The sequence below is a fragment of the Lacinutrix jangbogonensis genome (assembly GCF_000797445.1).
Lineage (GTDB): Bacteria > Bacteroidota > Bacteroidia > Flavobacteriales > Flavobacteriaceae > Lacinutrix > Lacinutrix jangbogonensis.
The window spans coordinates 53,354-78,457 of record NZ_JSWF01000016.1 but is presented as its reverse complement, the minus strand read 5'-3'; the positions used below and the strand labels follow the sequence as shown (position 1 = coordinate 78,457).

Annotated in this window: 29 protein-coding genes; 24 read left to right on the top strand and 5 right to left on the bottom strand. The window is 31.4% G+C overall.

What is annotated here, in order from left to right; all coding sequences use genetic code 11:
- Positions 1-38: 38 nt before the first annotated feature.
- From deoC to RH82_RS02890, 7 genes are all read left to right on the top strand, one after another.
- Positions 39-707, top strand: a complete 669-nt coding sequence (gene deoC, locus RH82_RS02920; protein ID WP_034057908.1) for a deoxyribose-phosphate aldolase — start codon at positions 39-41, stop codon at positions 705-707.
- Between the two features lie 54 nt (positions 708-761).
- Positions 762-1,460 carry a purine-nucleoside phosphorylase gene (deoD, locus tag RH82_RS02915; RefSeq protein ID WP_034057907.1) on the top strand — a complete coding sequence of 233 codons (699 nt, stop codon included), beginning with the start codon at positions 762-764 and terminating at the stop codon, positions 1,458-1,460.
- 10 nt (positions 1,461-1,470) lie between these two features.
- The gene (locus tag RH82_RS02910) at positions 1,471-1,977 is read left to right on the top strand and encodes a SixA phosphatase family protein (protein ID WP_052158183.1); all 507 of its coding nucleotides are present in this window, start codon (positions 1,471-1,473) and stop codon (positions 1,975-1,977) included.
- Positions 1,970-2,503, top strand: a complete 534-nt coding sequence (locus RH82_RS17640) for a GNAT family N-acetyltransferase (protein WP_052158182.1) — start codon at positions 1,970-1,972, stop codon at positions 2,501-2,503. Before RH82_RS02910 ends, RH82_RS17640 begins: the two co-directional genes overlap by 8 nt.
- 43 nt (positions 2,504-2,546) lie before the next feature.
- Positions 2,547-3,002 carry an SsrA-binding protein SmpB gene (smpB, locus tag RH82_RS02900; protein WP_034057904.1) on the top strand — a complete coding sequence of 152 codons (456 nt, stop codon included), beginning with the start codon at positions 2,547-2,549 and terminating at the stop codon, positions 3,000-3,002.
- A 179-nt stretch (positions 3,003-3,181) separates the two neighbouring features.
- Complete coding sequence (locus RH82_RS02895) at positions 3,182-5,647, top strand: DUF5686 and carboxypeptidase regulatory-like domain-containing protein (RefSeq protein ID WP_034057903.1); 2,466 nt, start codon at positions 3,182-3,184, stop codon at positions 5,645-5,647.
- A 205-nt stretch (positions 5,648-5,852) separates the two neighbouring features.
- Positions 5,853-6,596, top strand: a complete 744-nt coding sequence (locus RH82_RS02890) for a L,D-transpeptidase family protein (protein WP_034057902.1) — start codon at positions 5,853-5,855, stop codon at positions 6,594-6,596.
- A 138-nt stretch (positions 6,597-6,734) separates the two neighbouring features.
- Here RH82_RS02890 and RH82_RS02885 read toward each other — a convergent pair whose 3' ends face one another.
- Complete coding sequence (locus RH82_RS02885) at positions 6,735-6,947, bottom strand: hypothetical protein (protein ID WP_034057901.1); 213 nt, start codon at positions 6,945-6,947, stop codon at positions 6,735-6,737.
- Positions 6,948-7,133: 186 nt separating this feature from the next.
- Between RH82_RS02885 and RH82_RS02880 the strand changes: the two genes are divergently transcribed.
- From RH82_RS02880 to RH82_RS02865, 4 genes are all read left to right on the top strand, one after another.
- Complete coding sequence (locus RH82_RS02880; RefSeq protein ID WP_034057900.1) at positions 7,134-7,673, top strand: Crp/Fnr family transcriptional regulator; 540 nt, start codon at positions 7,134-7,136, stop codon at positions 7,671-7,673.
- A gap of 84 nt (positions 7,674-7,757) precedes the next feature.
- Positions 7,758-8,327, top strand: coding sequence for a YceI family protein (locus RH82_RS02875; protein WP_034057899.1), 570 nt, complete (start codon positions 7,758-7,760; stop codon positions 8,325-8,327).
- 50 nt (positions 8,328-8,377) lie between these two features.
- Positions 8,378-8,830 carry a GTP cyclohydrolase II RibA gene (gene ribA / locus RH82_RS02870; protein WP_052158181.1) on the top strand — a complete coding sequence of 151 codons (453 nt, stop codon included), beginning with the start codon at positions 8,378-8,380 and terminating at the stop codon, positions 8,828-8,830.
- Positions 8,831-9,003: 173 nt separating this feature from the next.
- A complete protein-coding gene (locus RH82_RS02865; RefSeq protein ID WP_034057898.1) occupies positions 9,004-10,512 on the top strand; it encodes a glutamate synthase-related protein in 1,509 nt (502 codons plus the stop codon).
- Positions 10,513-10,666: 154 nt separating this feature from the next.
- Here RH82_RS02865 and RH82_RS19195 read toward each other — a convergent pair whose 3' ends face one another.
- A complete protein-coding gene (locus RH82_RS19195) occupies positions 10,667-10,870 on the bottom strand; it encodes a T9SS type A sorting domain-containing protein (RefSeq protein WP_081979170.1) in 204 nt (67 codons plus the stop codon).
- A 406-nt stretch (positions 10,871-11,276) separates the two neighbouring features.
- Between RH82_RS19195 and RH82_RS18760 the strand changes: the two genes are divergently transcribed.
- The 4 genes from RH82_RS18760 (at position 11,277) to RH82_RS02845 (ending at position 13,502) form a co-directional block, all read left to right on the top strand.
- Positions 11,277-11,744, top strand: coding sequence for a WG repeat-containing protein (locus RH82_RS18760; RefSeq protein ID WP_241147995.1), 468 nt, complete (start codon positions 11,277-11,279; stop codon positions 11,742-11,744).
- Positions 11,741-12,181 (top strand): WG repeat-containing protein, encoded by a 441-nt coding sequence (locus RH82_RS18755; RefSeq protein ID WP_034057896.1) that lies wholly within the window; start codon positions 11,741-11,743, stop codon positions 12,179-12,181. The genes RH82_RS18760 and RH82_RS18755 overlap by 4 nt, the downstream gene beginning before the upstream one ends.
- A gap of 104 nt (positions 12,182-12,285) precedes the next feature.
- A complete protein-coding gene (locus RH82_RS02850; RefSeq protein WP_034057895.1) occupies positions 12,286-12,795 on the top strand; it encodes a hypothetical protein in 510 nt (169 codons plus the stop codon).
- Positions 12,796-12,995: 200 nt separating this feature from the next.
- Positions 12,996-13,502 (top strand): DUF4377 domain-containing protein, encoded by a 507-nt coding sequence (locus RH82_RS02845; RefSeq protein ID WP_034057894.1) that lies wholly within the window; start codon positions 12,996-12,998, stop codon positions 13,500-13,502.
- A gap of 77 nt (positions 13,503-13,579) precedes the next feature.
- On the opposite strand, the gene RH82_RS18750 is transcribed toward RH82_RS02845, so the two are convergent.
- The 3 genes from RH82_RS18750 to RH82_RS02835 all read right to left on the bottom strand — a co-directional run bounded on the left by RH82_RS18750 (position 13,580) and on the right by RH82_RS02835 (position 15,537).
- The gene (locus tag RH82_RS18750) at positions 13,580-13,951 is read right to left on the bottom strand and encodes a T9SS type A sorting domain-containing protein (RefSeq protein WP_052158180.1); all 372 of its coding nucleotides are present in this window, start codon (positions 13,949-13,951) and stop codon (positions 13,580-13,582) included.
- An 89-nt stretch (positions 13,952-14,040) separates the two neighbouring features.
- On the bottom strand, positions 14,041-14,859 hold the full coding sequence (locus RH82_RS18745; RefSeq protein ID WP_052158179.1) for a cyanophycinase: 819 nt from the start codon (positions 14,857-14,859) through the stop codon (positions 14,041-14,043).
- 36 nt (positions 14,860-14,895) lie between these two features.
- Positions 14,896-15,537, bottom strand: coding sequence for a protein-L-isoaspartate(D-aspartate) O-methyltransferase (locus RH82_RS02835; RefSeq protein WP_034057892.1), 642 nt, complete (start codon positions 15,535-15,537; stop codon positions 14,896-14,898).
- 122 nt (positions 15,538-15,659) lie between these two features.
- Between RH82_RS02835 and RH82_RS02830 the strand changes: the two genes are divergently transcribed.
- The 9 genes from RH82_RS02830 (at position 15,660) to RH82_RS02790 (ending at position 25,096) form a co-directional block, all read left to right on the top strand.
- Positions 15,660-16,619, top strand: a complete 960-nt coding sequence (locus RH82_RS02830; protein WP_034057890.1) for a Gfo/Idh/MocA family protein — start codon at positions 15,660-15,662, stop codon at positions 16,617-16,619.
- Between the two features lie 112 nt (positions 16,620-16,731).
- On the top strand, positions 16,732-17,415 hold the full coding sequence (locus RH82_RS02825; protein WP_034057889.1) for a hypothetical protein: 684 nt from the start codon (positions 16,732-16,734) through the stop codon (positions 17,413-17,415).
- Positions 17,416-17,471: 56 nt separating this feature from the next.
- Positions 17,472-18,362 carry a 3-hydroxybutyryl-CoA dehydrogenase gene (locus RH82_RS02820; protein WP_034057888.1) on the top strand — a complete coding sequence of 297 codons (891 nt, stop codon included), beginning with the start codon at positions 17,472-17,474 and terminating at the stop codon, positions 18,360-18,362.
- 52 nt (positions 18,363-18,414) lie between these two features.
- Positions 18,415-18,783: a four helix bundle protein gene (locus RH82_RS02815; RefSeq protein WP_034057887.1), complete on the top strand. Its 369-nt coding sequence runs from the start codon at positions 18,415-18,417 to the stop codon at positions 18,781-18,783.
- 37 nt (positions 18,784-18,820) lie between these two features.
- Positions 18,821-20,059 carry a DUF1015 domain-containing protein gene (locus RH82_RS02810; protein WP_034057886.1) on the top strand — a complete coding sequence of 413 codons (1,239 nt, stop codon included), beginning with the start codon at positions 18,821-18,823 and terminating at the stop codon, positions 20,057-20,059.
- A gap of 77 nt (positions 20,060-20,136) precedes the next feature.
- The gene (locus tag RH82_RS02805; RefSeq protein WP_034057884.1) at positions 20,137-20,802 is read left to right on the top strand and encodes a YggS family pyridoxal phosphate-dependent enzyme; all 666 of its coding nucleotides are present in this window, start codon (positions 20,137-20,139) and stop codon (positions 20,800-20,802) included.
- Positions 20,803-20,878: 76 nt separating this feature from the next.
- A complete protein-coding gene (locus tag RH82_RS02800) occupies positions 20,879-22,240 on the top strand; it encodes an exonuclease domain-containing protein (protein WP_034057882.1) in 1,362 nt (453 codons plus the stop codon).
- Positions 22,241-24,208 carry a transglutaminase-like domain-containing protein gene (locus RH82_RS02795; protein ID WP_034057881.1) on the top strand — a complete coding sequence of 656 codons (1,968 nt, stop codon included), beginning with the start codon at positions 22,241-22,243 and terminating at the stop codon, positions 24,206-24,208.
- A 27-nt stretch (positions 24,209-24,235) separates the two neighbouring features.
- Positions 24,236-25,096 carry an ion transporter gene (locus RH82_RS02790; RefSeq protein WP_034057880.1) on the top strand — a complete coding sequence of 287 codons (861 nt, stop codon included), beginning with the start codon at positions 24,236-24,238 and terminating at the stop codon, positions 25,094-25,096.
- Positions 25,097-25,104 lie beyond the last annotated feature (8 nt).

Sequence of the window (25,104 nt, the reverse complement as noted above, 5' to 3'; positions counted from 1 at the left end):
AAAAAATAAGGTAATTTTAAACTCAATTTAATATTCAAATGAAATTAAACAAATACATAGATCACACACTTTTAAAAGCAACAGCTACAAAAAGTGATATTATTAAACTCTGTGAAGAAGCTAAAACACACAATTTCTTTTCCGTTTGTATAAATTCTTGCTATGTTTCGTTAGCAAAAGAAGAATTAAAGAACACCGCTATTAAAGTCTGCAGTGTTATTGGATTTCCTTTAGGAGCAATGAGCACCAATGCTAAGGCCGAAGAAACCAAACAAGCGTTAAAAGATGGCGCAGATGAAATTGATATGGTTATAAATCTTGGTTTTCTAAAAAGCAAAGATTTCGATGCGGTTTGGAAAGATATTGAAGCCGTTAAAAAAGAAATACCAAATAACACACTTAAAGTTATTTTAGAAACATGTTACCTCGAAGAACTTGAAATTATTAAAGCTAGTGAGTTAGCCATAAACTCTGGTGCAGATTTTATTAAAACATCTACTGGATTTGGAACCGGAGGCGCAACACTTGCCGATGTAAAACTCATGAAAAGTATTATTGGAGATTGTGGTACTAAAATAAAAGCATCCGGAGGCATTAGAGATACTAAAACGGCATTAGAATTTATTAATCTTGGTGTGGATAGAATTGGAACATCTAACGGAATAGCTATTGTAACGGGAAGCGCTTCCGAAGGAAATAATTATTAACTGCAAGCGTAAAACTTTTCAACCCAAACACTTTTAACTTTTAGACATAATAAAATGAGCACACATATTGGAGCCAATAAAGGCGATATCGCAGAAACCATATTATTACCAGGAGATCCTTTAAGAGCAAAATGGATTGCCGAAACATTTTTTGAAAACCCAGTTTGCTTTAACAAAATTAGAGGTATGCTTGGTTATACAGGAACTTATCAAGGTAAACGCATTTCGGTTATGGGAACAGGAATGGGAGTGCCAAGTATTTCTATTTATGCACACGAATTGATAACGCAGTTTGGTGTTAAAAATCTTATTCGTGTTGGTAGTGCTGGATCTTATCAAGAGCATATAAAAATTAGAGATATTGTATTAGCAATGGCAGCTTCTTCCAATTCTGGAGTAAACGAATTACGGTTTGGTGGCGCAGACTACGCTCCTACGGCAAATTTTGAGTTATTTCAAAAAGCAGTGGAAGCCGCAAAAAACAAAAATATTCCTATTAAAGCTGGAAATGTATTTACTAGTGATGAATTTTATGCAGACGATTTCGAATCATATAAAAAGTGGAGTAAATTTGGTGTGCTTTGTGTAGAAATGGAATCGGCTGGACTCTACACAGTGGCTGCAAAGCATAATGTAAATGCACTGACTATACTTACTATTTCAGATTCTTTAGTGACTGGAGAAAGAACTACAAGTAAAGAAAGAGAGACTACATTTAAGGATATGATAGAAATTGCATTAGATTTAGCATAAATTACTTATTATGAAAAAACTACTCTTAATTATCTTACTATTTGTTTGTTTTGGATGTAAAAATACTTCCGAAGAAAAAACAGATACAACCACTTACTATCTTATTCGCCATGCTGAAAAAGACAAAAGCGACCCAAGCAACAAAAACCCTAAATTAATAGAAAAAGGACTAAAAAGAGCTAAAAACTGGTCAAATCACTTTAAAAAAGTCGATTTTGACGCTATTTATTCAACAAACTACAAGCGCACAATCGAGACCGCTTTACCAACAGCAACGCATCAAGATTTAGAAATAACATCTTACAATCCTAGAACCCTAGACATTAAAGCTTTTTTAGAGAAAACCAAAAACCAAACCGTTTTAATTGTTGGTCACAGCAATTCGACTCCTGCATTTGTAAATAAAATGATAGGTGAAGAGAAGTACGACACTATAGACGAAACTATAAATAGCAAACTTTTTATGGTCACTATTAATAAAGGCAAAACCACTTCTAAAGTTATTGAGGTTGATTAATCTTAACGAGAACACACAACTAGATCCAGTTACTTTAGAGTCACATTCAAAACTAATTAAACTAGTAAAACGTGTTTATCCTCCTGCCTATAAGCACTTATGGAAAAATGAAGACTCCTCTTTTTACATCAATAATTTCTATAACCCATTACAATTACAAAAGGAGTTATTAGTAAAAGATGCAGAATATTATTTTATAATCTATAAAAACGAACCTGTAGGCATTTTAAGAATTCTATTTAACAAACCTTTTAATACTATTAAAAAAGCCACATACATTAATAGAATTTATTTAGGAAATGAAGCGCAAGGCAAAGGTGTCGCAAAAGCCATTTTTGAATGGATTGAAATGAAAGCATTAGAAAACAAAAACAACTTATTATGGCTAAAAGCTATGAACACTCAAGAACAAGCTTTAAAATTTTATACTAAACAGCATTTTAAAATTAAGGGTAAAACCAGTTTGGATTTCGAATTAATGCATGAGGAGTTAAGAGGAATGATAATTATGACTAAGGAATTATAATATTTCTTTTAAAACAACTAAAAATGTTTAGTTTTGTCCCACAATGCAGAAAACCGTAAACATACTTAATAAAAAAGCTAAATTTCAATACGAAATATTAGACAAATACTCTGCTGGAATTGTTTTAACAGGTACAGAGATTAAATCTATTCGCGATAGCAAAGCCTCTATTACAGAGAGCTTTTGTGAATTTAATACGAAAAATGAACTGTTTGTTATTAACATGACCATTCAAGAATATGTTTATGGTAACTACTACAATCATGCACCAAAAGCAGAACGCAAACTATTATTAAACAAAAAAGAATTAAAAAAACTAGAGAAAGAAGTTACTAATTCTGGTTTAACTATTATTCCTTTGCGTTTGTTTGTCAATGAAAAAGGCTATGCAAAATTAGATATTGCTTTAGCAAAAGGTAAAAAACTCTTCGATAAGCGTGAAAACATTAAAGACCGTGATAATAAGCGTGATTTAGATAGAATTAAAAAGAATTTTTAGAATCTAAATCAATTTAAAATCGCATTTCAATACCGTTAAGCGCTTCAAAAAATAAAATAGTTTAAAATTTTAGCTTTTTTATAACACCTTCAAGTTCGTTTTCTTTTTATGTTTGAATTGTTGTAGGCAACCATTTCAATAAATTAAGCGTCTATAGTAATAGAAACACAAACCAACTCATGAAAAACGCTTTACTCTTAATTATAGCATTTGCTATTTCTTCTTTTGCATTCTCACAAATTACAGGAAATGTAACCTCTATAACAGGCGAAACTTTACCTTTTGTTAGCGTGTATTTAAATAATACTTATACAGGAACTACAACCAACGAAGAAGGAAATTATACGTTAGATTTCCAAAAAACTGGAGAATATACTATCGTTTTTCAATATCTAGGTTTTAAAACACTAAAAAAAACGGTTTCAATTTCGGCGTTCCCTTATGTTTTGGATGCAGAACTTATTGAAGAAAATATTTCTTTAAGCGAAGTCGTTATTAATTCTGAAGAAAATCCTGCAAATCAAATTATAAGAAATACAATTGCCAAACGAAAAGAAGTATTAGAGAAATTGAGCGAATACAAGGCTAATTTCTATTCGCGTGGACTTATAAAAATTGTAGATGCTCCAGAAAAATTATTTGGGCAAGAAGTGGGAGATCTTGACGGCGCTTTAGATTCTACACGAACAGGAATTATTTATTTATCTGAAACAATTTCTAAACTAGAATACCAAAAACCGAGACGCTTAAAAGAAAAAATATTAGCTTCTAAAGTCAGTGGTGACGCCAGTGGTTTTAGTTTTAATAATGCTACAGATGTAAATTACAACTTTTACAATAACACGTTCAATCTTGGAAACACTGCAATTTCTCCAATTGCAGATTACGCCTTTAATTATTACAGATACAAATTAGAAGGTGTTTTTTATGATGACAATAATAACCTCATCAATAAAATACTAATCACTCCAAAACGCGATAACGATGCTGCGTTTTCTGGCTACATTTATATTGTAGAAGACCAATGGTTAATTTATGCAATAGATGTTTCTATTTCTGGAAAACGAACAGGTATTCTTCCTGTAGATTTACTAACTTTAAAACAAAGTTTTTCGTATTCTGAAACCGATGACATTTGGGCATTAATAACACAAACAATCGATTTTAAATACGGCTTTTTTGGATTTAAAGGAGAAGGTAGATTTACTGCCGTGTATAGCGATTATGATTTTACACCAGAATTTGATACTAAAAACTTTACAAGAGAAATCCTTTCTTTTGAAGAAAACTCTAATAAAAAAGATTCACTCTTTTGGGATGCAAAACGCCCTGTGCCTTTAACTGTTGAAGAATCGACAGATTATGTAAAGAAAGATAGTATTCAATTGGTTAGAGAATCTAAACCGTTTTTAGATTCTATAGATCAAAAAAACAACAGGTTTAAACTAGGTAATATTATCGGTGGTTACAGTTATCAAAACTCACACAAAAACTATCGTTTTAGTATAGATTCTCCTTTAGAAAAAATCACATTTAATACAGTGCAAGGTTGGAACGGAAGCGTTGGAATGCGTTACACAAAAAATTATGACGACTATAAACGTTACTTAAGTTTATCTGGAAATGTAAATTATGGAGAAGCAGACGATCGCTTGCGTGGAACAATAGCAGCGCGCTTTAGGTTTAATCCAATTAATAATCGCTACATTTCTCTTTCTGGAGGAATTAAAACAGAGCAATTTAACAGCTCTAACCCAATTTCTAATGTAGAAAACTTAGTAAGCACCTTATTTTTTGAAGATAATTACATAAAACTTTACGATAGAAGTTTTGTCCAAGGACAATATTTTCAAGAGGTCTTTAATGGTTTTAGACTAAATTCTACTTTAGGCTTCGAACGTAGAAAAGCGTTATTTAATACTACCGATTATGTGACTATTAATGAAAAAGGAGATACATACACGAGTAACAATCCACAAAACGAGACCGATTTTACTTCTCAACCTTTTAAAACACATAATATCGCAAGGCTTAATGTAAATGCAACAATTAATTTCGCTCAAGATTATTTAAGCTATCCTGATGGCAAATATAATGTTCCAAATAGTAAATTCCCAACACTATATATTGGCTACGAAAAAGGCTTTACTGCTACACATTCTAATTATAATTTCGATCAGTTTAAAGCCAGGTTAAGACAACGTATAAATGTTGGAAACAAAGGTGAATTTGCCTATAATTTACTTGGTGGTGTTTTCTCTAATGCCGACGACATTGCCTTTATGGATTATCACCATTTTAATGGTAACCAAACCAATGTAAAGCTAGATGGATCTTACTTAAATTCCTTTAAAAACTTACCATATTATGGATTAAGTACAAATAACAGCTATGCCGAGTTTCATGCCGAACATCGTTTTAATGGTTATATACTAAATAAGCTACCGCTAATAAATAAATTGAATTTCAATCTTATTTTAGGTGCAAATGCAGCTTTCACACAAGACAATAAACCATACTCAGAGTTTTCTATTGGTGTAGATAATATTGGCTTTGGAAAATTTAGATTCTTAAGAGTGGATTATGTGCGTTCTTACCAAAGTGGATTCATTAATGACGCTGTACTGTTTGGAATTAGTTTATAATTCAAATTAAGGCTTGGAAATAAACACATGTTTAGCGCTTGGCGCAATTGATTATTAGAAACTTATAGATTTTATTTTGTCAAAAAAATCAGCGAGCTTCGTTTACTTGTTCGGCACTAGTTTCAGTAACCTCTGATAAAAAACACTCGTGCTGAACTTGTTTCAGTATTGAAACGTTTTTTATAAATGAAACATTTACAACAATATGAAAAAGTTACTCCTAATTAGCATATTACTTTTATTAAACTCAAGCTATTTACTTGTAAATGATTTTAAAAACACTCAACTCAAACACCCTAGAGTCAAACAAGCATTTCTAGATAAAGGAAAATGTATTAATAAAATGCTTCTGAATCTCGATATTAAAAAAGTACATATTTACATTCGTGCGTTTAAACTAGAAGAAAAACTCGAAATTTGGGGAAAAGAGAAAACTGAAAACAAATTCAAACTTATAACTTCATTTCCATTCTGTTATTCATCTGGACAACTAGGACCAAAAAGGAAACAAGGAGATTATCAAATACCTGAAGGATTCTATGAAATAGATAGATTTAACCCAAAAAGTAATTATCATCTTTCATTAGGAATTAATTACCCTAATTCTGCAGATAAGATACTATCAGATGCAAATAAATTAGGTGGTGATATTTTTATCCATGGGTCTTGTTTTACTATTGGATGTATTCCAATTACTGATGATTGGATTGAGGAATTATACGTTCTAGCTGTTGAAGCGAAAAACAATGGTCAATTAAAAATTCCAGTCCATATCTTTCCAACTAAATTAAGTGAAGAAAATTATCAAAAACTGATTAATGATAAGTATATAGATTCAGAAAATTTTGAATTCTGGTTAAATTTGAAAGAAGGATATGACTATTTTGAAAATACTCAACTATTGCCAAATATTGAAGTAAGTGATTCAGGACAATATATTATTAATTAAATTTACAACTGCTAACAAAGTAAGATGGTAAAAAACACTTCTATAGCTGTCTTAGCATATTAATTTAATTTTTACCACAGCAACAAATCACAGACCAAACGTTAAACGAACCGCTCTAAAAATTACTCCGTTACCATTTTAAAAGCTTAGACGATATTTTAAAGCAATAATGCCAGATACCTGCACATTGGTATCAATAGCGTTTCCGTTTCGAACTAAAGGAATAATCCTACCGAAAACATCAAAATATTCAATTTCTATATTTGATTTGTTTTCAACAATAGCAATTTCATCTTGAAAAGGATTTAGAAATAATTTGTAATACAAATTAAAACCAAAGAATAAACACATGTTTAGCTTATAGTTCTAATTTGTATTAGAAATTTATAGACTTGACTTTGTCAAGAAAAACCGGTAACTTCGTTTACTTGTCATGAACTAGTTTCAGTAACATCTCATAAAAAACACTTGTGCTGAACATATTTCAGTATTGAAACGCTTTTTTATCAATAAAACATTGGCGTGCATTAAAAAAGAATGGAAAACATTAAAGAAATATTAAATCTTGACTCAGAAAAAATTACCTCACATTTTAATAAAGGGGATATCCTTCAGAGAGATGGAGAAAATTGCTCAAAAGCTTTCTTTGTTAAAAAAGGGTTATTAAGAAGCTATACTATTGATGATAAGGGAAAAGAACATATTTTCATGTTTGCTCCCGAAAGTTGGGTGATTGCCGATATTGAGTCTCAAGAGTTTAAGCAACCTGCCAAACTTTTTATTGATTGCGTTGAAAAATCAGAAGTAATTATTTTGGATAGAAGCCTACTATTAAAATCCGATTTGAATATTATCCAGCTAAAAAACAATATCAATCTTTTATCAAGACGTGTTGCTGTCTTACAAAGGAGAGTAATCATGTTAATGAGCGCTTCAGCAAAAGACCGCTATGAATTGTTTTTAGAAACATATCCTGAATTGCCCAATAGAGTGCCGCAGCGAATGATTGCATCTTATGTGGGCATCACTCCAGAAGCTCTTAGTAAAATTCGAGGAAAAATAGCAAAATCAAAATAATTCCTACTGTTTCATTTCTTAATCTAGGTTAATGCAATTCTTTTCATTGCTTTGGATATTTGTATCTAACAAAATCTTAAAAAAATGAAAACAACAAGTTATTTATTTGCATTAGTCTTAACACTATCAAGTTTTGGATTATTTGCCCAAACGCAAAAAGTTAACACAGAAAAATCAACAATCAATTGGTTAGGCAAAAAAATTGGCGGACAACATGAAGGTCTAATCAAACTAAAAAATGGAGTATTAGAAGAAAAAAACGGAAAAATTGTATCTGGTTCTTTCGTAATTGATATGACGAGTCTCACAAATACCGATCTTCAAGATGAAGGGTATAATAAAAAATTAGTAGGACATTTAAAATCTGATGACTTCTTTGGAGTTGAAAAATTCCCAACAGCAACACTTAACATTACAAAAGCTACAAAATTTTCAAATGGAAAGGCTTCTGTAACTGGCAATTTAACCATTAAAGGCAAGACTGAATCTATAACTTTTGATTTCGTTAAAAACATAAATCATTATACCGCAAAAATAGAAATTGACCGTTCAAAATTTAATGTACGATATGGTTCTGCTTCATTCTTTGATAGTTTGGGAGATAAAGCTATCAACGATATTTTTACATTAGATGTGAAATTAGTAGTTAACTAATAAATATTCATTTTGAGATGGTTATCACCTAAAAAACTCATAGTAGCACTATGAAAACTCTATTTTCAAACAAGGCAGTATTACCTACTAATTATGGCAATTTCAATATTATTTCCTTTAAGCAAGAAGGAGACATACATGAACATTGTCTATTATATAAAGGTGAATTAACTACTCAAGAAAATGTGCTAACAAGAATTCATTCAGAATGCTTGACGGGTGATATTTTTACATCTAAAAAATGTGATTGTGGTGAACAATTAGAAGAAAGTATGAGAATGATGTCAGAAAAAGGTTCTGGTATCATTCTTTATTTAAGACAAGAAGGAAGAGGAATTGGTTTATTTAATAAAATCAATGCATACGCTTTACAAGATCAAGGACAGGACACTATTCAAGCAAATCACTCACTGGGTTTCGATACTGATTTAAGAGATTTTTCAATTGCCATTGAAGCACTTGAATATTTAGAAATCAAATCGATAGAACTACTTACTGTCTAATAATCCTGAAAAAATAAATATAATAAAAAATTCAAATATTAATGTAACGCGAAGAATTCCTTTAATTATTGAAACTAATGAGTATAATTTAGACTATTTGGAGATCAAAAAAGAAAAACTAAACCACCTGCTTTAATTTAGTTTGTATTAAAAACTAATAAAATAATTTAATTATGAGTAAGCCAAAAATAGCTGATAGAAAACCTATCAAAGTAGAATTAAAAAAAGGAGAAGAACAATACTGGTGTGCCTGTGGGTTAAGTAAAAACCAACCTTATTGTGATGGTTCTCACAGAACAACAGATATTACGCCTGTAAAGTTTGAAGCAGAAGAAACGGGTGATGCTTACTTATGCATGTGTAAACATTCAAAAAACGCACCTTATTGTGATGGATCTCATGCTAAATTAAAAGAAGAAAGTGATGCTCCAGAATCACCAGCTCCAGCAAGTTCTGGATCAACAAAAGAAGAACCAACGTTAGCGTATATCAAAGCCCTAGCAAAAGATGGTTTATCTAAAACTGGTCACCATGGTGAAATGGGTGCAATGGGTGTTCCTATTCCTGAATTACCACAATGGAAAGACATACAACTATTAGCTGCCCAAATGGCAACCAAACCATTAATGGAAGATGTTGCTGTTGCTTCAGAATTAATCATTGGTCCAAACGCTAAAAAACCACTTAAATTAGATATTCCATTATTCGTTTCAGATATGAGTTTTGGTGCTTTATCTGAAGAAGCAAAAGTATCTTTAGCCAAAGGAGCAGAAATGGCAGGAACAGGAATCTGTTCAGGAGAAGGTGGAATGTTAGATGACGAACAACAAGCCAATGGCAAGTATTTTTACGAATATGCGTCTGCAAAATTTGGTTTTGAATGGGATAAATTAAAAAGAGTGCAAGCCTTTCATTTCAAAGGCGGACAAGGTGCAAAAACAGGAACTGGCGGACACCTTTCCGGAAATAAAGTCATTGGGAAAATAGCAGAAGTAAGAAATCTAAAAGAAGGTACCCCTGCAGTTTCTCCACCAACTTTTGATGACTTGCATACAACAGAAGATTTTAAAAACTTCGCAAATAAAGTACGAGAAATTACAGGCGGAATTCCTATTGGTTTTAAACTATCCGCAAATCATATTGAAGAAGACATACAGTTTGCATTAGATGCAAGTGCCGATTATATTATTTTAGATGGAAGAGGTGGCGGAACTGGTGCAGCACCATTGATTTTTAGAAACAATATTTCTGTACCTACAATTCCTGCTTTAGCCAGAGCAAGACATTATTTGGATAAAGTAAATAGAAAAGATGTGACTTTAATTATTACCGGTGGTATTCGTGTTCCTGATGATTTCATTAAAGCAATGGCATTAGGAGCTGACGGTATAGCTTTATCTAATTCTGCATTACAATCTATTGGTTGTGTTGCAGCAAGAATGTGTAACACAAATAATTGCCCTGCAGGCATCGCTACACAAAAACCTGAATTAAGAAAATTGATAAATATAGACAAGTCGGCAACCCAACTTTATAATTTCTTTACTGCTTCTACTGAATTAATGAAAGTTATGGCGAGAGCATGTGGACACAATCATTTGAATCAATTTGAGCAAAGAGATATTACCACATGGAAAAAAAATATGGCTGAATTAACTGGAATTAGGTTTGCCGGAATGTAAAAAACGATACGCCAACACTATGTATAAATAATAGCGGTTTGGGTTTAATCTCAAACCGTTTTACGTTATATTAAGTATATTAGGCTTTTAAAGTGTTAGTAAAATAACCCGCTACTACTCATAACATTGAAAGTTAAACGAAACCCTCTAAAAATTACTCTTTTATCATTTTAAAAAGTCTAGACAATGTTTTGGTAGACACTTTAAAGAAATAAATACCAGATGCCAGTGTATTAGTGTTAATAGTATTTCCGTTTTGAACTAAAGGAATAGTCCTTCCGAAGGCATCAAAACATTTAATTTCAATATTTGGTTTGTTTTCAGTAATAGTAATTTCATCTTGAAAAGGATTTGGAATTAGCTTATAATATAAATAAAGACATGTTTAGCGCTTGGCGCAATCGATTATTATAAATTAATGGACTTGACTTTGTCCTAAAAAACGGCAAACTTCGTTTACTTGCACTAAACTTGTTTTAGTATTGAAACGCTTTTTTATCAATAAAACGCTAAACGAAATGTTCAAAAAAGGAAAAATTTTAAATTTAGATGCTCATCACTCTTCGACTATTTAGTACCAGAACGACAAACTTGACATTGTTGAAAATTAACACTAGCTTCGTTTAAGCATAAAATAAAACGTTTTCATCTCAACATACTAGAAAACCAAAACTATGAAAAGAATATTTTTAATACACCTTATAACATTTTTTACTATTTCCTGCTTTTCGCAAGAAATATCAAAAAAAGAGATTCGCAAAAAAATGAAAGCTAAGGAGATAATCTTTAAAGATTACCACGGCGAAGAAATGGTTTTGGCTAAAATGAAAAGCACAAAAAAATGGGGGCTCTATAGTATTTCTACAGCAATGGAAATTGACGATTTTTCTTATGAAGAAGTTGTTTCTCCTAAATTCGATTCACTAAGCTTTTTTGGAACAGAGGATCGCTTTCAAATCGTAAAACAAAAAGATAAATACGGTATTTTATTACTGCCTTATGAAATTGAAGATGCTGAGGACAGAGTGAATTGCAAATTTGATAAAATCATCCATAAGAATATAGATGGAGAAGATTTTTTACTGGTTAAGGAAGGCAACAAATGGGGCTTAATAGATTGTTTTGAAGGATTTTATATTATAGACCCAATTTTTGACACACCAGACGAAGTACCATTAATTAAAATGGAAAGTTGGATGGTAGAAACCTTCAAATTAGCAAAAAAAAATTGAATGCCGACCTTATTATTTTTGATCCAAATAACGGAGATGGTGCTTTGAAAGCGCGAAATAAGGACACTAAAAAATGGGGAATGTACCAATTTTTAGATATCAATATGGAGGAAAAAGAATTAATACCCATGCAATACGATAACTTAAACTTTTTTTCTTTTAATGGAAAGTACACTGCAGTTTATAATGACGGAAAAGTAGGCTTTTACCTCTCTTATTGGAGTTATGATGACCAGACCAAACAAACTGTAGCTTGTAAATATGAAGATTATAAACGTTTTGATGCCGATGGTGTTTCAAAACTTGCTGTTAAAAAAAACGGTAAATGGGGTTGGGTAGATTGGCTAACAGGAATAGAAAAAAGTGAATTTATTTACAACAGTACTGATGATTTGCCTTATCCACACTACAAACAAAATTATTGGTTTGATGATTAGAACTATTACTTTAGCAGGTACTTACATCGAAAATTACATTATAATTTTCAAGGATTAGTATTTGTTTACTACATTAGTTGTTAAACAGGTAATTAATCAAACATATGAAAATTTATCTACGAACCTTAATTGGAATTTATATTTTAATGGTTTCTTGTAAACAAAAAGAAACTCCGAACATTGTAACGGAAAACAAATATAATAAAACCGTTATTGCAGAACAATACATTGAAAATGACAGCCTATTTATTCTTTTAAAATCTAATTTATATACTATCGCTTTTAATCCCATTTTTAACGGAGAAGAATTACCTAAATCTAATATAAAAAACGAAACAAGTGATGCTACAAATAAAACACTTGTTTTTGAGCAAACTAAAATTCACTTTTATAAAGAAGGATTTATAGAAGAGATTATTTCGGCTACAATAAAGAATTCTCAATTTAAATTTTTAGATTCCATTTCTATTGGAATAAAAATAGAGACACTTGAAAAACAAATAGGAACGGAATTAAAAACGAACTTAATTAACATCCTGAATTTTGACAAAAAATCAATTTTCACTTTTAAATTTGAGGAAGGACTATTGAAAGAAATAAATTATGAAGACTAGGGCGGTTAAAATATATTTGCTAATGCTATGAATAATTAATTTCTAGCCTGTTAGCAAATTTCTAAAATACCATTGAAATTTACTATCTGTGATTTATTTTCTAATTTAGTTGATTAACTAGGCTATTAAACAACACAAAGCCATTATTAATAAATTTAAAAATGAAACTGTTTTTAATCCACGTGATAACATTTTTATCTATGAGTTTATATGGTCAAACCGTATTAAATAAGACCATTACTATTGCGCCCAATTTATCTTTTCAAAACTATGAACATTTTAAAAGATTAACTCTAAATTCTCCAGATTCATCTATTGAATATTTGGATAGATTTAACTTTGATTGGGGTTATAGCTATAAAGTAAGTGTTAAGGAAACAAAACTAAGTACAATCTTGTCTGATGGAACACAATATGACTATGCATTAAATCATATCATTTCTAAAACTAAAGTGCCAGATACTACTCAATTTAAATTATTTATTGACCCATCTAGGTACTACCATAAAGTTGAATCAAGTGAACAATTAATTAATAATACTTTAAAACGTATTAATGATAGCACTTATATTTATTTTGATAAAGTTGAAATTGAAGTCCCGACTAATTTAAAAATGATATTTAACCAAATTGTTGAAGGCAAAACATCAAAGCTGGGACATTTTATTTTTATCAATAAAAAACGCATTAGACTTGTACACTTTTAAGAAACGAATACTAACAAAACCTAAACTGTATTACGGCGTAGTTTAGGCCACCGCTAGAGGGATTCTTCGAAAAACTATCATTCTTTTATCATTTTTATAAGCTTAGATGCTTTTTCAGTAGAAACCTTAAAAAAATAAACACCAGAAGTTAAGTTTTTGGTATTTATAGTTTCACCACTAAAATCTAAAATCACTTTTTTTCCTAACACATTAAAACATTCAATTTTAGTGTTTTGAGTATTTTTAGTACATGTAATTTCATCTTGAAAAGGGTTTGGAAACAACTTTATATTTTCAAACTCAAATTCAGCAATAGCTAAAGAACTACAATTAGGATTTATACTACTTGAGGTATTAAAACTCCCATTAGTTACATACCAATTCTCCCAACTTCCACCAATTCCTGTAGTCCAATCGCTTAAATCGAAATAATTTTCTCCTGAGGTCATTCCTGGGACTTTATAAACTTTAAGGGCTTCACCATTTTTGTTCCAATTTAAGGCGTTTCCTGCTGTACAATTTTCTGGTTCAAAATCTGTTAGAGTACAATTGGTCTGTAAAAAAAAGCATGTTCTTCGTAATTTGGGTAATCCCCATAAACATATGCTTTTCCATCACTCTCTATGCAAACAGCAGTATATTCGTTACAGGCAATCCCAAAAGAACGTGCGTTATTATCTTTAGCAAAACGGGCTAAAAAAACGGTGTGTCGCGCGCGTCTGTCTGGATCATCATAATGTGTATCTGTAATCACATTATTCAAAAAGGGAACGTTTAAAAAATCGTTATAACCTAAAGTCATTCTAGTGTGATATGGATTTGCTAAGGCTTGCGTATTGGTAACTGTACCATTTTCTGCACTAAAATAAGCACTACCCAAAATAGCCATTCCTGCACTTGTGCCACCAATAACACCTTGTTTTGTATTAATAAAATTGTTAAGCGCAACTGCAACAGCATTGTCTTTAAAAAAATTAACGTAGTTATATTGATCTCCTCCAGCAAACCAAATCGCTTCGGCTTTTTCAATTTTGTCAAGGACGTATTCATCTGTTGCACCAGCCTCATTATTAATAACAAACGTGCGAACAGAGTTGACTGTTACTCCTAAACCCGTATAAAAATAATTATTATACCCATCGCTTCCAGAGGCTCTTAATACTAAAACATCTCCACCATTTGCTTTATTTAAAAACCAAACCATAGCTTCATCACTTTCACTTGCTCCACCCATTAAACAGACTCCCGAGTTTGGTGTTACTACTAAATCGGTTGTACTTCCTGTATGGTATTCTGTGTAGTTTTGCGAGAAACTAAACTGAGTTATTAAAATGAGTAGTATTATAATTTTTTTCATAATTATTCTTTTTGACTGCCTACTGACTTCTACTTACTAATTTTTATCTTCTAACAAAGGTACAAACCTAAATTCACCTAACTCGGTTTTATCAAACTCCATGACTCCTTTTCTAACAAAAAGTGTCATAACCTGCACATTATCTCCAACAGGAATTACCAAACGCCCACCAATTTCTAATTGTGCTAATAAGGGTTTAGGAACAAAAGGTGCTCCTGCTGTAACAATTATGCTTTTAAAAGGTGCTTCTTCTACCAAACCTTTATAACCATCTCCAAATATGAGTTTTTTTGCTCTATAACCTAATTTTGGCAGGAATGTACTTGTTTTTCTCCAGAGTTCTTTTTGCCTTTCAATACTATAAACTTTAGCTCCTAAATGGCATAAAACTGCAGTTTGGTAGCCACTTCCTGTTCCAATTTCAAGTACTTTATCTCCTTTTCTAATTTCCATTAGTTCCGTTTGAAATGCTACAGTATACGGTTGCGAAATGGTTTGATCTGCCGCAATAGGAAACGCTTTATCCTGGTAAGCATGGTCCAAAAAACTGGAATCCATAAACAAATGTCTTTTAATTTCTCCAATGGCATTTAATACTGCAACATCAGTAATGCCCTTATTTTTAAGTGTTTCAACTAATTGTTTTCTTAAGCCTTTATGTTTAAAAGTATCTTGCAAATTATAGATTGTTTAGAATGCTAAAATTAACTAAAATCTAGTAATTGAAACTAGACAATTTTATATTTTCTTTTTCTTTTTTCTGCTTCAAAAAAGCTATTTTTGTTAAAAACGTAAATAGAATGCTAAACGCTGGAGTTTTAGGTGCTGGACACCTTGGGAAAATTCATTTAAGATTACTTAATCAGTCTAAAAAATATAACCTCGTTGGTTTTTACGATTCAAGTGAAGAAAACGGCAAAAAGGTAGAAGCAGAATTTGGTTACAAATACTTCAATTCTATTGAAGCCTTAATAGACGCTGTAGATATGGTGGATATTGTAACACCAACACTTTCGCATTACGATTGTGCCAAACAAGCCATTGCAAAAGGCAAGCATATTTTTATAGAAAAGCCTATAACCAATACCGTCGAAGAAGCTGAAACCTTAAGGAATTTAGTTGCCGAAAATAACGTTAAAGGTCAAGTAGGACATGTGGAGCGTTTTAATCCTGCTTTTATTGCGATAAAAGAGCAATTGGATAGCCCAATGTTTATAGAAGCCCATCGCTTAGCAGAATTTAATCCAAGAGGAACAGATGTTCCTGTGGTATTAGATTTAATGATTCATGATATTGATGTGATATTAAGTGTTGTACAATCCAAAGTTAAAAACATTTCTGCAAGTGGCGTTTCTGTTATTAGTGACACACCAGATATAGCAAATGCACGTATAGAATTTGTAAACGGTTGCGTTGCTAATTTAACGGCAAGCAGAATTTCGTTAAAAAATATGCGTAAGACACGTTTCTTTCAAAAGGATGCTTACATATCTGTAGATTTTTTAGAGAAGAAATGTGAGGTCGTAAAAATGAAAGACGCTCCAGAAACACCTGGAGATTTCGATATGATTCTTCAAAATGCAGAAGGGATCAAAAAACAAATCTATTTCGATAATCCTGAAATTGCCAATAACAATGCTATTTTAGACGAGTTAGAAAGTTTTGCTGATGCCATAAATACAAATACAAAACCAATAGTAACTTTACATGATGGTACAGAAGCGTTGCGTGTTGCTTCTATGATTATTGATCAATTTTAATCCAAATCTGACTCTTTCTCGAAGGGAAAGACATGCGAATAGAGAGCATAAATAATATTAACTAAAACATAAAAGTTTCCTTTATTTCGGAAAGGATTAAGAATAATGATTCATGAAAAAACGTTTTATTATCGTCATACTAATTAGTTTGTTAGCCTTTTCTTGCAACGGTGAAAAAAAAATAGAAACGAATAATTATAAATTTGAGTTTTCTAAAGCTTCAATTTTCCATCGAGACTTTATTAATAAGACTTATACCAAACCTCTGCAAGTAGCAGCTAAAAAAATAACTTTAAAAAATTTGCTTAATACAATATTTAAAGAAGAATCTGTTTTCTTTAAGTTCGAAAATGAAAAGCTAGCCGGGACAAATTTAGAAACAACAATAGTATTTAAAAATGAAAATATTTCTATTAAAAAAGAAGTGTTTCAATTAATATTAAACGAATTAAATCTAAAAAGTGCTATTGAAAAGGAAATTTTATTTGAACTCAAAATACAAGATACTACTAAGCTTTTCAAACATTATTCTTCAAACGCATCAAATAATAGTTCTAAAGTCTATAGACATAAGGATTCAATTGCTATTAATAACGTATCATTAAAGGAGTTTTCAAAGTTAATAAACGATAGATTTAATATATATTCATTTAGTAATAATTCCACTGCAGTTATCGACTATACTTCTCGTTCAGAAGACTTTGTGTCTTTTAAAAAAGAATTAAAAAATAATCTCGGTTTAGAATTAGTTGAATCTAATAGTAAACAGAACACATATTTAATTAGTGTAAAATAAATTAATCATAAAACATAACAATTTCCTTTCTTTCGGAAAGGATCAAGAATAGGAATATGAAAAACGTAGCAGTAATTGGAGCAGGAACTATGGGAAACGGTATCGCTCATACCTTTGCACAGTCAGGTTTTAAAGTACAATTAATAGACCTTAGTGAAGAATCTCTAAAAAAAGGCTTAGCAACCATTACTAAGAATTTAGACAGAATGGTCGCTAAAGAAAGAATAACTGAAGCTGATAAAGCAGAAACTTTAGGAAATATAACGACTTACACCAGTGTAAACGAAGGTGTCGAATTTGCTAGCTTAGTTGTAGAAGCTGCCACAGAAAACCTCGATTTAAAACTAAAAATCTTTAAGCAATTAGACGAAGTTTGTCCCGAAGATACTATTTTGGCAACAAACACATCGTCGATCTCGATTACACAAATTGCGGCTGTAACCTCTAGACCGGAAATGGTGATTGGAATGCATTTTATGAATCCGGTGCCCATTATGAAATTGGTAGAGATTATTCGCGGGTACAATACCAGCGATGACGTAACAAATACCATTATGGAATTATCTAAGACTCTTGGTAAAACACCAACTGAGGTTAACGATTATCCTGGATTTGTTGCCAATAGAATATTAATGCCAATGCTTAACGAATCGATAGAAACACTTTACAATGGCGTTGCCGGAGTCGAGGAGATTGATACTGTTATGAAATTAGGAATGGCGCATCCAATGGGACCATTACAACTAGCAGACTTTATTGGTTTAGACATTTGCTTGTCTATATTAAATGTTATGCACGACGGCTTTAAAAACCCAAAATACGCACCTTGTCCATTATTAGTAAATATGGTTCGTGCAGGAAAACTAGGCGTTAAATCTGGTGAAGGTTTTTACGATTATTCTGAAAACAGAAAAGCTGAGAACGTTGCTAAGCAGTTTTTGAAGTAAGCAGTGTTCAGTGTTCAGTGTTCAGTAAGTTTATAAATTAGTCAATTGTAATATGTTAAGATTTCAAGATTTATTGGCTTACAAAAAAGGATTTACTTTAGCGATGACCATTTATAATATTTCAAAGACATTTCCTAAAGAAGAAACTGACTCACTTACTGACCAAGTGCGTCGCTCATCAAGAAGTGTATGTGCTAATATGGCTGAATCTTACAGAAAAAGGTTATATCCAAAACATTTCTTAAGTAAATTAACAGATTGCGATGCTGAAAATTCTGAAACTCAGACTTGGCTAGAATTTGCATTTGCGTGTGAATACATTTCAGAATTACAATTTCAAGAATTAACAAAAGAAAGTGTAGAAGTTGGAAAGTTAATAAATTATATGATTTTAAACCCAAAGAAGTTCGGTTCGAGTTAGTACTGCTAACCGATTACTGAACACTGATTCCTAAAAAATGGCAAAAATAATTCCGTTTCAAGCAGTAAAACCAACACGTGATAAAGTGAGTCTTGTAGCCTCTCGCTCCTACCAAAGTTATACGCAAGCAGAACGCGAAGCACGTTTAGATTATAACCCGTTTTCGTTTTTACACATTGTAAATCCAGGCTATAAATATGCTAAAGAAATTTCTGGAAAAGCGCGTTATCAATTAGTAAAAAACAGGTATTTAGAATTTAAAGAAGATGGTGTTTTTGTTAAAGACAAAAAGCCATCGTTCTACATTTATAAAATTGTAGATCGCGATCAACAGACCTTTAATGGTATTGTTGCGGCGGCGAGTGTTGAAGATTACCAAAATGATATTATAAAAAAGCACGAAGATACTATTGCCAGTCGTGAAACCGTTTTTAAAGCGTATTTAAAAACCGTAGGATTTAATGCAGAACCTGTGCTCCTCACCTATCCTGATAACGCTGTAATATCAAATATTTTAGCTGAGATACAACAACAAAGAGCAGAATTCGAATTCACAACAACTTATCGCGACACTCATTATTTATGGCAAATAGATAATGAAGCACATATTAAGACCATTGTTGAAGCTTTTGCCGCAATGGAAACGCTTTATATTGCAGATGGTCACCATAGATCTTCTTCCTCTCTATTGCTTTGTAACGATTTAAAAGCAAAAAATAAAAATCATAAAGGAGACGAAACTTATAATTATTTTATGAGTTTTTTGATCCCAGAATCTGAATTACAAATTCATGAGTTTAATAGACTTATTAAAGATTTAAACGGGTTTACTAAGGAAGAATTCCTAATCGAATTGGATGCACTCTTCCGTATTGAAAATCGTGGTATTATACCTTATAAGCCTTCGAAATCACATCATTTTAGCATGTATTTAGATGGTGAGTTTTATTCGCTGTTTTTGCGAAAATCAAATTATGTTTTTAAAACCTCATTAGACAAACTTGATGCGCAATTACTTTACCAAACCATTTTAAAACCTATTCTAGGCATTATAGATTTACGAAGCGATAAACGTATCGATTATTTAAGCGGAAAGAAAGATATTATAAACCTTAAAAGCAAAATAGATAGTGGTGAATTTAAGGTTGGTTTTGGTATGATTCCTGCTACTATAGAACAAATGAAACACATTGCCGACGATGGCCTTAAAATGCCTCCAAAAAGCACTTATATTGAACCTAAATTGAGGAGTGGCGTTACTATTTATGAATTCTAAAAAATGTTTATTCGATTTCTGTTTAGCTGTTTATTTGACACAACTATTCAACAAGCAATTAAACATCAAACAACAAAATGAGCATACAAAATAACCTAAACACCATAAAACAAACACTTCCAGAGCATATAACATTAGTTGCTGTTTCGAAAACAAAACCTGTTAGTGATTTAATGGAAGCTTACAACGCTGGACAGCGCATTTTTGGAGAAAACAAAATCCAAGAAATGGCAGAAAAGCACGAAGAAATGCCAAAAGATATCGCGTGGCACATGATTGGACATGTACAACGCAACAAGGTTAAATACATGGCTTCTTTTGTCAATTTAATTCATGGTGTTGAGAGTTTTAAATTATTAAAAGAGATTAATAAACAAGCTTTAAAACACGACAGAGTTATAGATTGCTTGCTTCAAATTAAAATAGCTGAAGAAGATTCAAAATTTGGAATGTCTCAAAATGAGGCTTCAGATATATTGCAATCTGAGGACTATTCAGTATTAAAAAACATAAAAATAACTGGTGTTATGGGAATGGCAACTTTTACTGATGATACGCTTCAAATTGAAAAAGAATTCAAGCTTTTGAAATCTACTTTTGAAGATTTAAAAGCTATAAATTCGGCAAACACAAACCTACATACTATTTCTATGGGAATGAGCGGCGATTACCAGTTAGCAATTGCTTGCGGCAGTACGATGGTTCGCGTTGGAAGTAGTATATTTGGCAGCAGAAATAAGTAATCAATATTCAGTAACAGTAAACAGTGCTTACTCAAGTGGAAATGATTAAAAAACAAACAATTTAACAACAAACAGTATTTACGCAATATTAGACATAGAAACCACAGGTGGCAAGTATAATGAAGAAGGCATAACAGAAATTGCAATTTATAAATTTGATGGTTTCGAGGTTATAGACCAATTTATAAGTTTAGTTAATCCGGAAAGAGACATTCAACCTTTTGTGGTCAATCTTACAGGTATTAACAGTAACATGTTAAAAAACGCACCCAAATTCTACGAGGTTGCAAAACGTATTGTAGAAATTACGGAAGGCTGCGTAGTTGTAGCACATAATGCGCAGTTCGATAATAGGATACTAACTACAGAATTTGAGCGTTTAGGCTTTGAATTTGATCGCGAAACACTCTGTACTGTAGAACTCGCAAAAACGCTTATTCCAGATTTACCGTCTTACAGTCTAGGTAAATTAGTCCGCTCTTTGGGCATACCTGTTACAGACAGACATCGTGCTTCTGGAGATGCATTAGCTACGGTAAAACTTTTTAAATTATTACTGAGTAAAGATGTTGAAAAAACAATTATTAAAGCGTTTTTACGGAAACATCCAAAACTGCAATTAGAACCAAAACTAACTGAGATTATTGCCCGAATGCCTTCGGAAACAGGAGTGTATTACATCCACAATAAAGAAGGGAACATTATCTATATTGGTAAAAGTAAAAATATAAAAAAACGAATAAACCAACATTTTACAGGTACTGATAGAAAGTCTAAAAAAATTCAACTTAAAGTTGCTACTGTGACTTATGATGTGACGGGAAGTGAACTCATTGCTTTACTAAAAGAGAGTCACGAAATAAAACAAAACAAACCTCTTTTTAATCGTGCGTTAAGAAAAACGTTGTTTTCGCATGCGTTATACAATACTACAGACGCTAATGGTTATATCAATTTCACGATTGACATTGCAGATGGTCGTAAAAAATCTATTACAACTTTTAGTAATAGACAAAGTGCGAAAGATTTTTTACATCGTGCTGTAGAAACCTACTCTTTATGTTTAAAACTTTCTGGGTTAGAAAAAACGCGTACTAGCTGTTTTAAATATGAATTAAAAGAATGTGAAGGTGCTTGTATAAGCAAAGAAGATACAGCACTTTACAACGAAAGAGTTCATCAGTTTATTGAAAAATATAGCTATAAAGATCAAAACATGATTATTATAGATAGAGGTCGAGTTATTGATGAACGTAGTGCTATTTTAATAGAAAACGGTGTCTTTAAAGGTTATGGATTTTACGAGTTAAACCACCAACTAAACAATATAGACATTCTAAAATCTATTATTATTCCAATGGAAAATAATAGACATACCCAGCATATAATACAAAGTTACTTGCGTAAAAATAAACGTCTCAAAAAATTAAAATTTTAAATGAAAAAAATCACATTGTTACTTTCCTTATTACTTTTTACCGTTATTAGTTTTGCGCAATCAAAATTTAATGCTTCTGGATATAATGTTACTGATAATGATTTAACAATAAACACTTATAGTAAAGACTCTACAGCAAATGCTTTGGTAATCTATGAATATGGGAATTCGTATTTTGACCAAGATGATTTTAGATTAAAAACCGAAATAAAGCGAAAAATTAAAATTCTTAATAGAGATGGTTTTGACAAAGCAAATGTTTCCATTTTATTATATAAAAATAGTGATAGTAAAGAAAAAATATCTAGAATAAGAGGAACAACTACTAATACAAATGCTAATGGCACTTTAGACATCCAGAAACTGGATAAAAGTCAAGTCTTTACCGAAAACTATAACGCTAATTATATTTTAGTAAAATTTACAATGCCTGATATAAAAGAAGGTTCTGTAATTAAATATAGCTACACACTAGACACTCCTTTTACTTTTAATTATAGGTCTTGGTATTTTCAAACTGATATTCCAACACTATACAGTGAGTATCACGCAAGTATTCCTGCTAATTACGAGTATAATATTAAGTTAGTTGGAGAGATTCCTTTGTCTGTAAACACTTCTGATATTGAAAGTGATTGTTTAAAAACATATTCTGGAGCTAAATCAGATTGTTTTAAATCTGTCTATGTAATGAAAAATATTCCAGCTTTTATTGATGAAAAATACATGACTACTAGAGAAAACTATATTGCAAAAGTAGAATACGAATTAAAAGTATATAAAAGTTTTGAAGGCGGAAAAGACAACATCACCAAATCTTGGAAAACGGTAGATAAAGAGTTTAAAACAGAAAAAAGTATTGGCAGACAATTAAATAAGGGCTCTGTTGTTAAAGATTTGCTTTCTAAAGAAATAACCAAAGAAAAAGACCAACTTAAAAAAGCTCAAGCCATCGTAGAATATGTACAAAGCAACTATAAATGGAATAATAAATTTAATATTTTTGGCACTGTTTCTTTAAAAGACTTGATAAAAAATAAAGTTGGAAGAGCTTCAGAAATCAACTTATTGTTATTCAATTTATTAAAAGAAAATGATATTGAAGTATTACCAATATTAATGTCTACAAGAGCTAATGGTTTACCAACGCGAATATTTCCTGTAATTTCAGAATTTAATTACATTATTATTCAAGCTAAAATTGCGGGTGAAACTTATTTCTTGGATGCTACAAGTCCATTCCTTTCATTTGGCCAATTACCATTTAGATGTTTAAACCAATATGGGAGACTACTTGATTTAGAAGATGGAAGCTATTGGGTGGATATTAAGTCAAAAGGTAATTTCTCAGTTAGCTACAAGGTTACTTCTAAAATTATTGAATCAGGAGCTATTAATGGCTCAATAAAATATCAAGCTACAGGTTATAATTCTACTGATCTAAAAGCTTCATATTTTAAAAACAAATCTGGCTACCTTACAAATTATCAAAACGAAAACACAAACATAACGGTTACAAATCATGACGTTAAGACTACGGCTAAGAATAGTGATACATTTATTGAAGTTATAGATTTTGAAATCCCTTCAGAAGTCATTGGGAATTCTATTTACATCAATCCTTTTATTACAACATTTTTCGACGAAAATCCTTTCAAATTACAAGAACGAACGTATCCTATTGATTTTGGATACAAGGATTCTTTCACGTACATCTATAAATTAGATTACGATGCTACTGTGTATGATGTTATTGAAATTCCTGCAATTAAAAAACACCAATTGCCTAATGGAACAGGATCATTGCTTTTAAATGTAACCAAAAGTGACTCCGAAATAATAATCTATTTTAAATTCAACTTTAAAGAAGCTATTTACAACCAAAATTATTATCCCTATTTAAAAGAGTATTTTAGTACTATTGTAGATTTGCAAAAAAACTCACTAATTGTTTTAAAGAAAAAATAGCTAATTAATATTTAGTATTTTTGATGTATGAGTAGCACAAAAAAATATAATTGGAAAGGTAAACTCCATGAGGTTATCTACGAAGCAGATACTCCTGCTGGGAAAATTTTTGATGTTATATTACTTGTCTTTATTCTTGCTAGTATTGTTTTGGTTATGTTAGAAAGCATAAATGATATTGATGCCAAATACCACAATGCGCTTTACATAGGAGAATGGATTGTTACCATTTTATTCTCTTTAGAATATGTTGCTCGTATAATTACAGTAAAAAAACCTAAGAAATATATTTTTAGCTTTTTTGGTATTATAGATTTTCTGTCTACTATACCCATGTATTTATCCTTCTTTATTATTGGTGGTCAAGCTCTAGTTGCATTACGAGCATTACGTTTACTACGAATTTTTAGGATTTTAAAATTAGCTAGATATCTTGGTGCTTCGAACCAATTGGCTGGAGCTATTAAATCAAGTCGCGCAAAAATATCTGTGTTTTTATTTGCAGTTATTATCGCATCCATAATTTTTGGAACTTTAATGTATTTAGTTGAAGGCGAAGAAAATGGATTTACAAACATTCCTAAAAGTGTTTATTGGTGTATTGTAACATTAACGACTGTTGGCTTTGGAGACATTGCGCCACAAACACCTTTAGGCCAGTTTATTGCTACAATTATTATGATCATGGGTTACGGTATTATAGCTGTACCAACAGGAATTGTTTCGGCAGAATATACCAGGAGCGCAAATAAAAAAGACGAAGAAAACAATGGAGAGCTAGAAAAAACACATCTTAACTCCCAAACTTGCCAAAATTGTTTATCAACCAATCATAAAGATGAAGCAGAATATTGCTATACTTGCGGCCATAACCTTCATCTAGATTAATTCAGCAC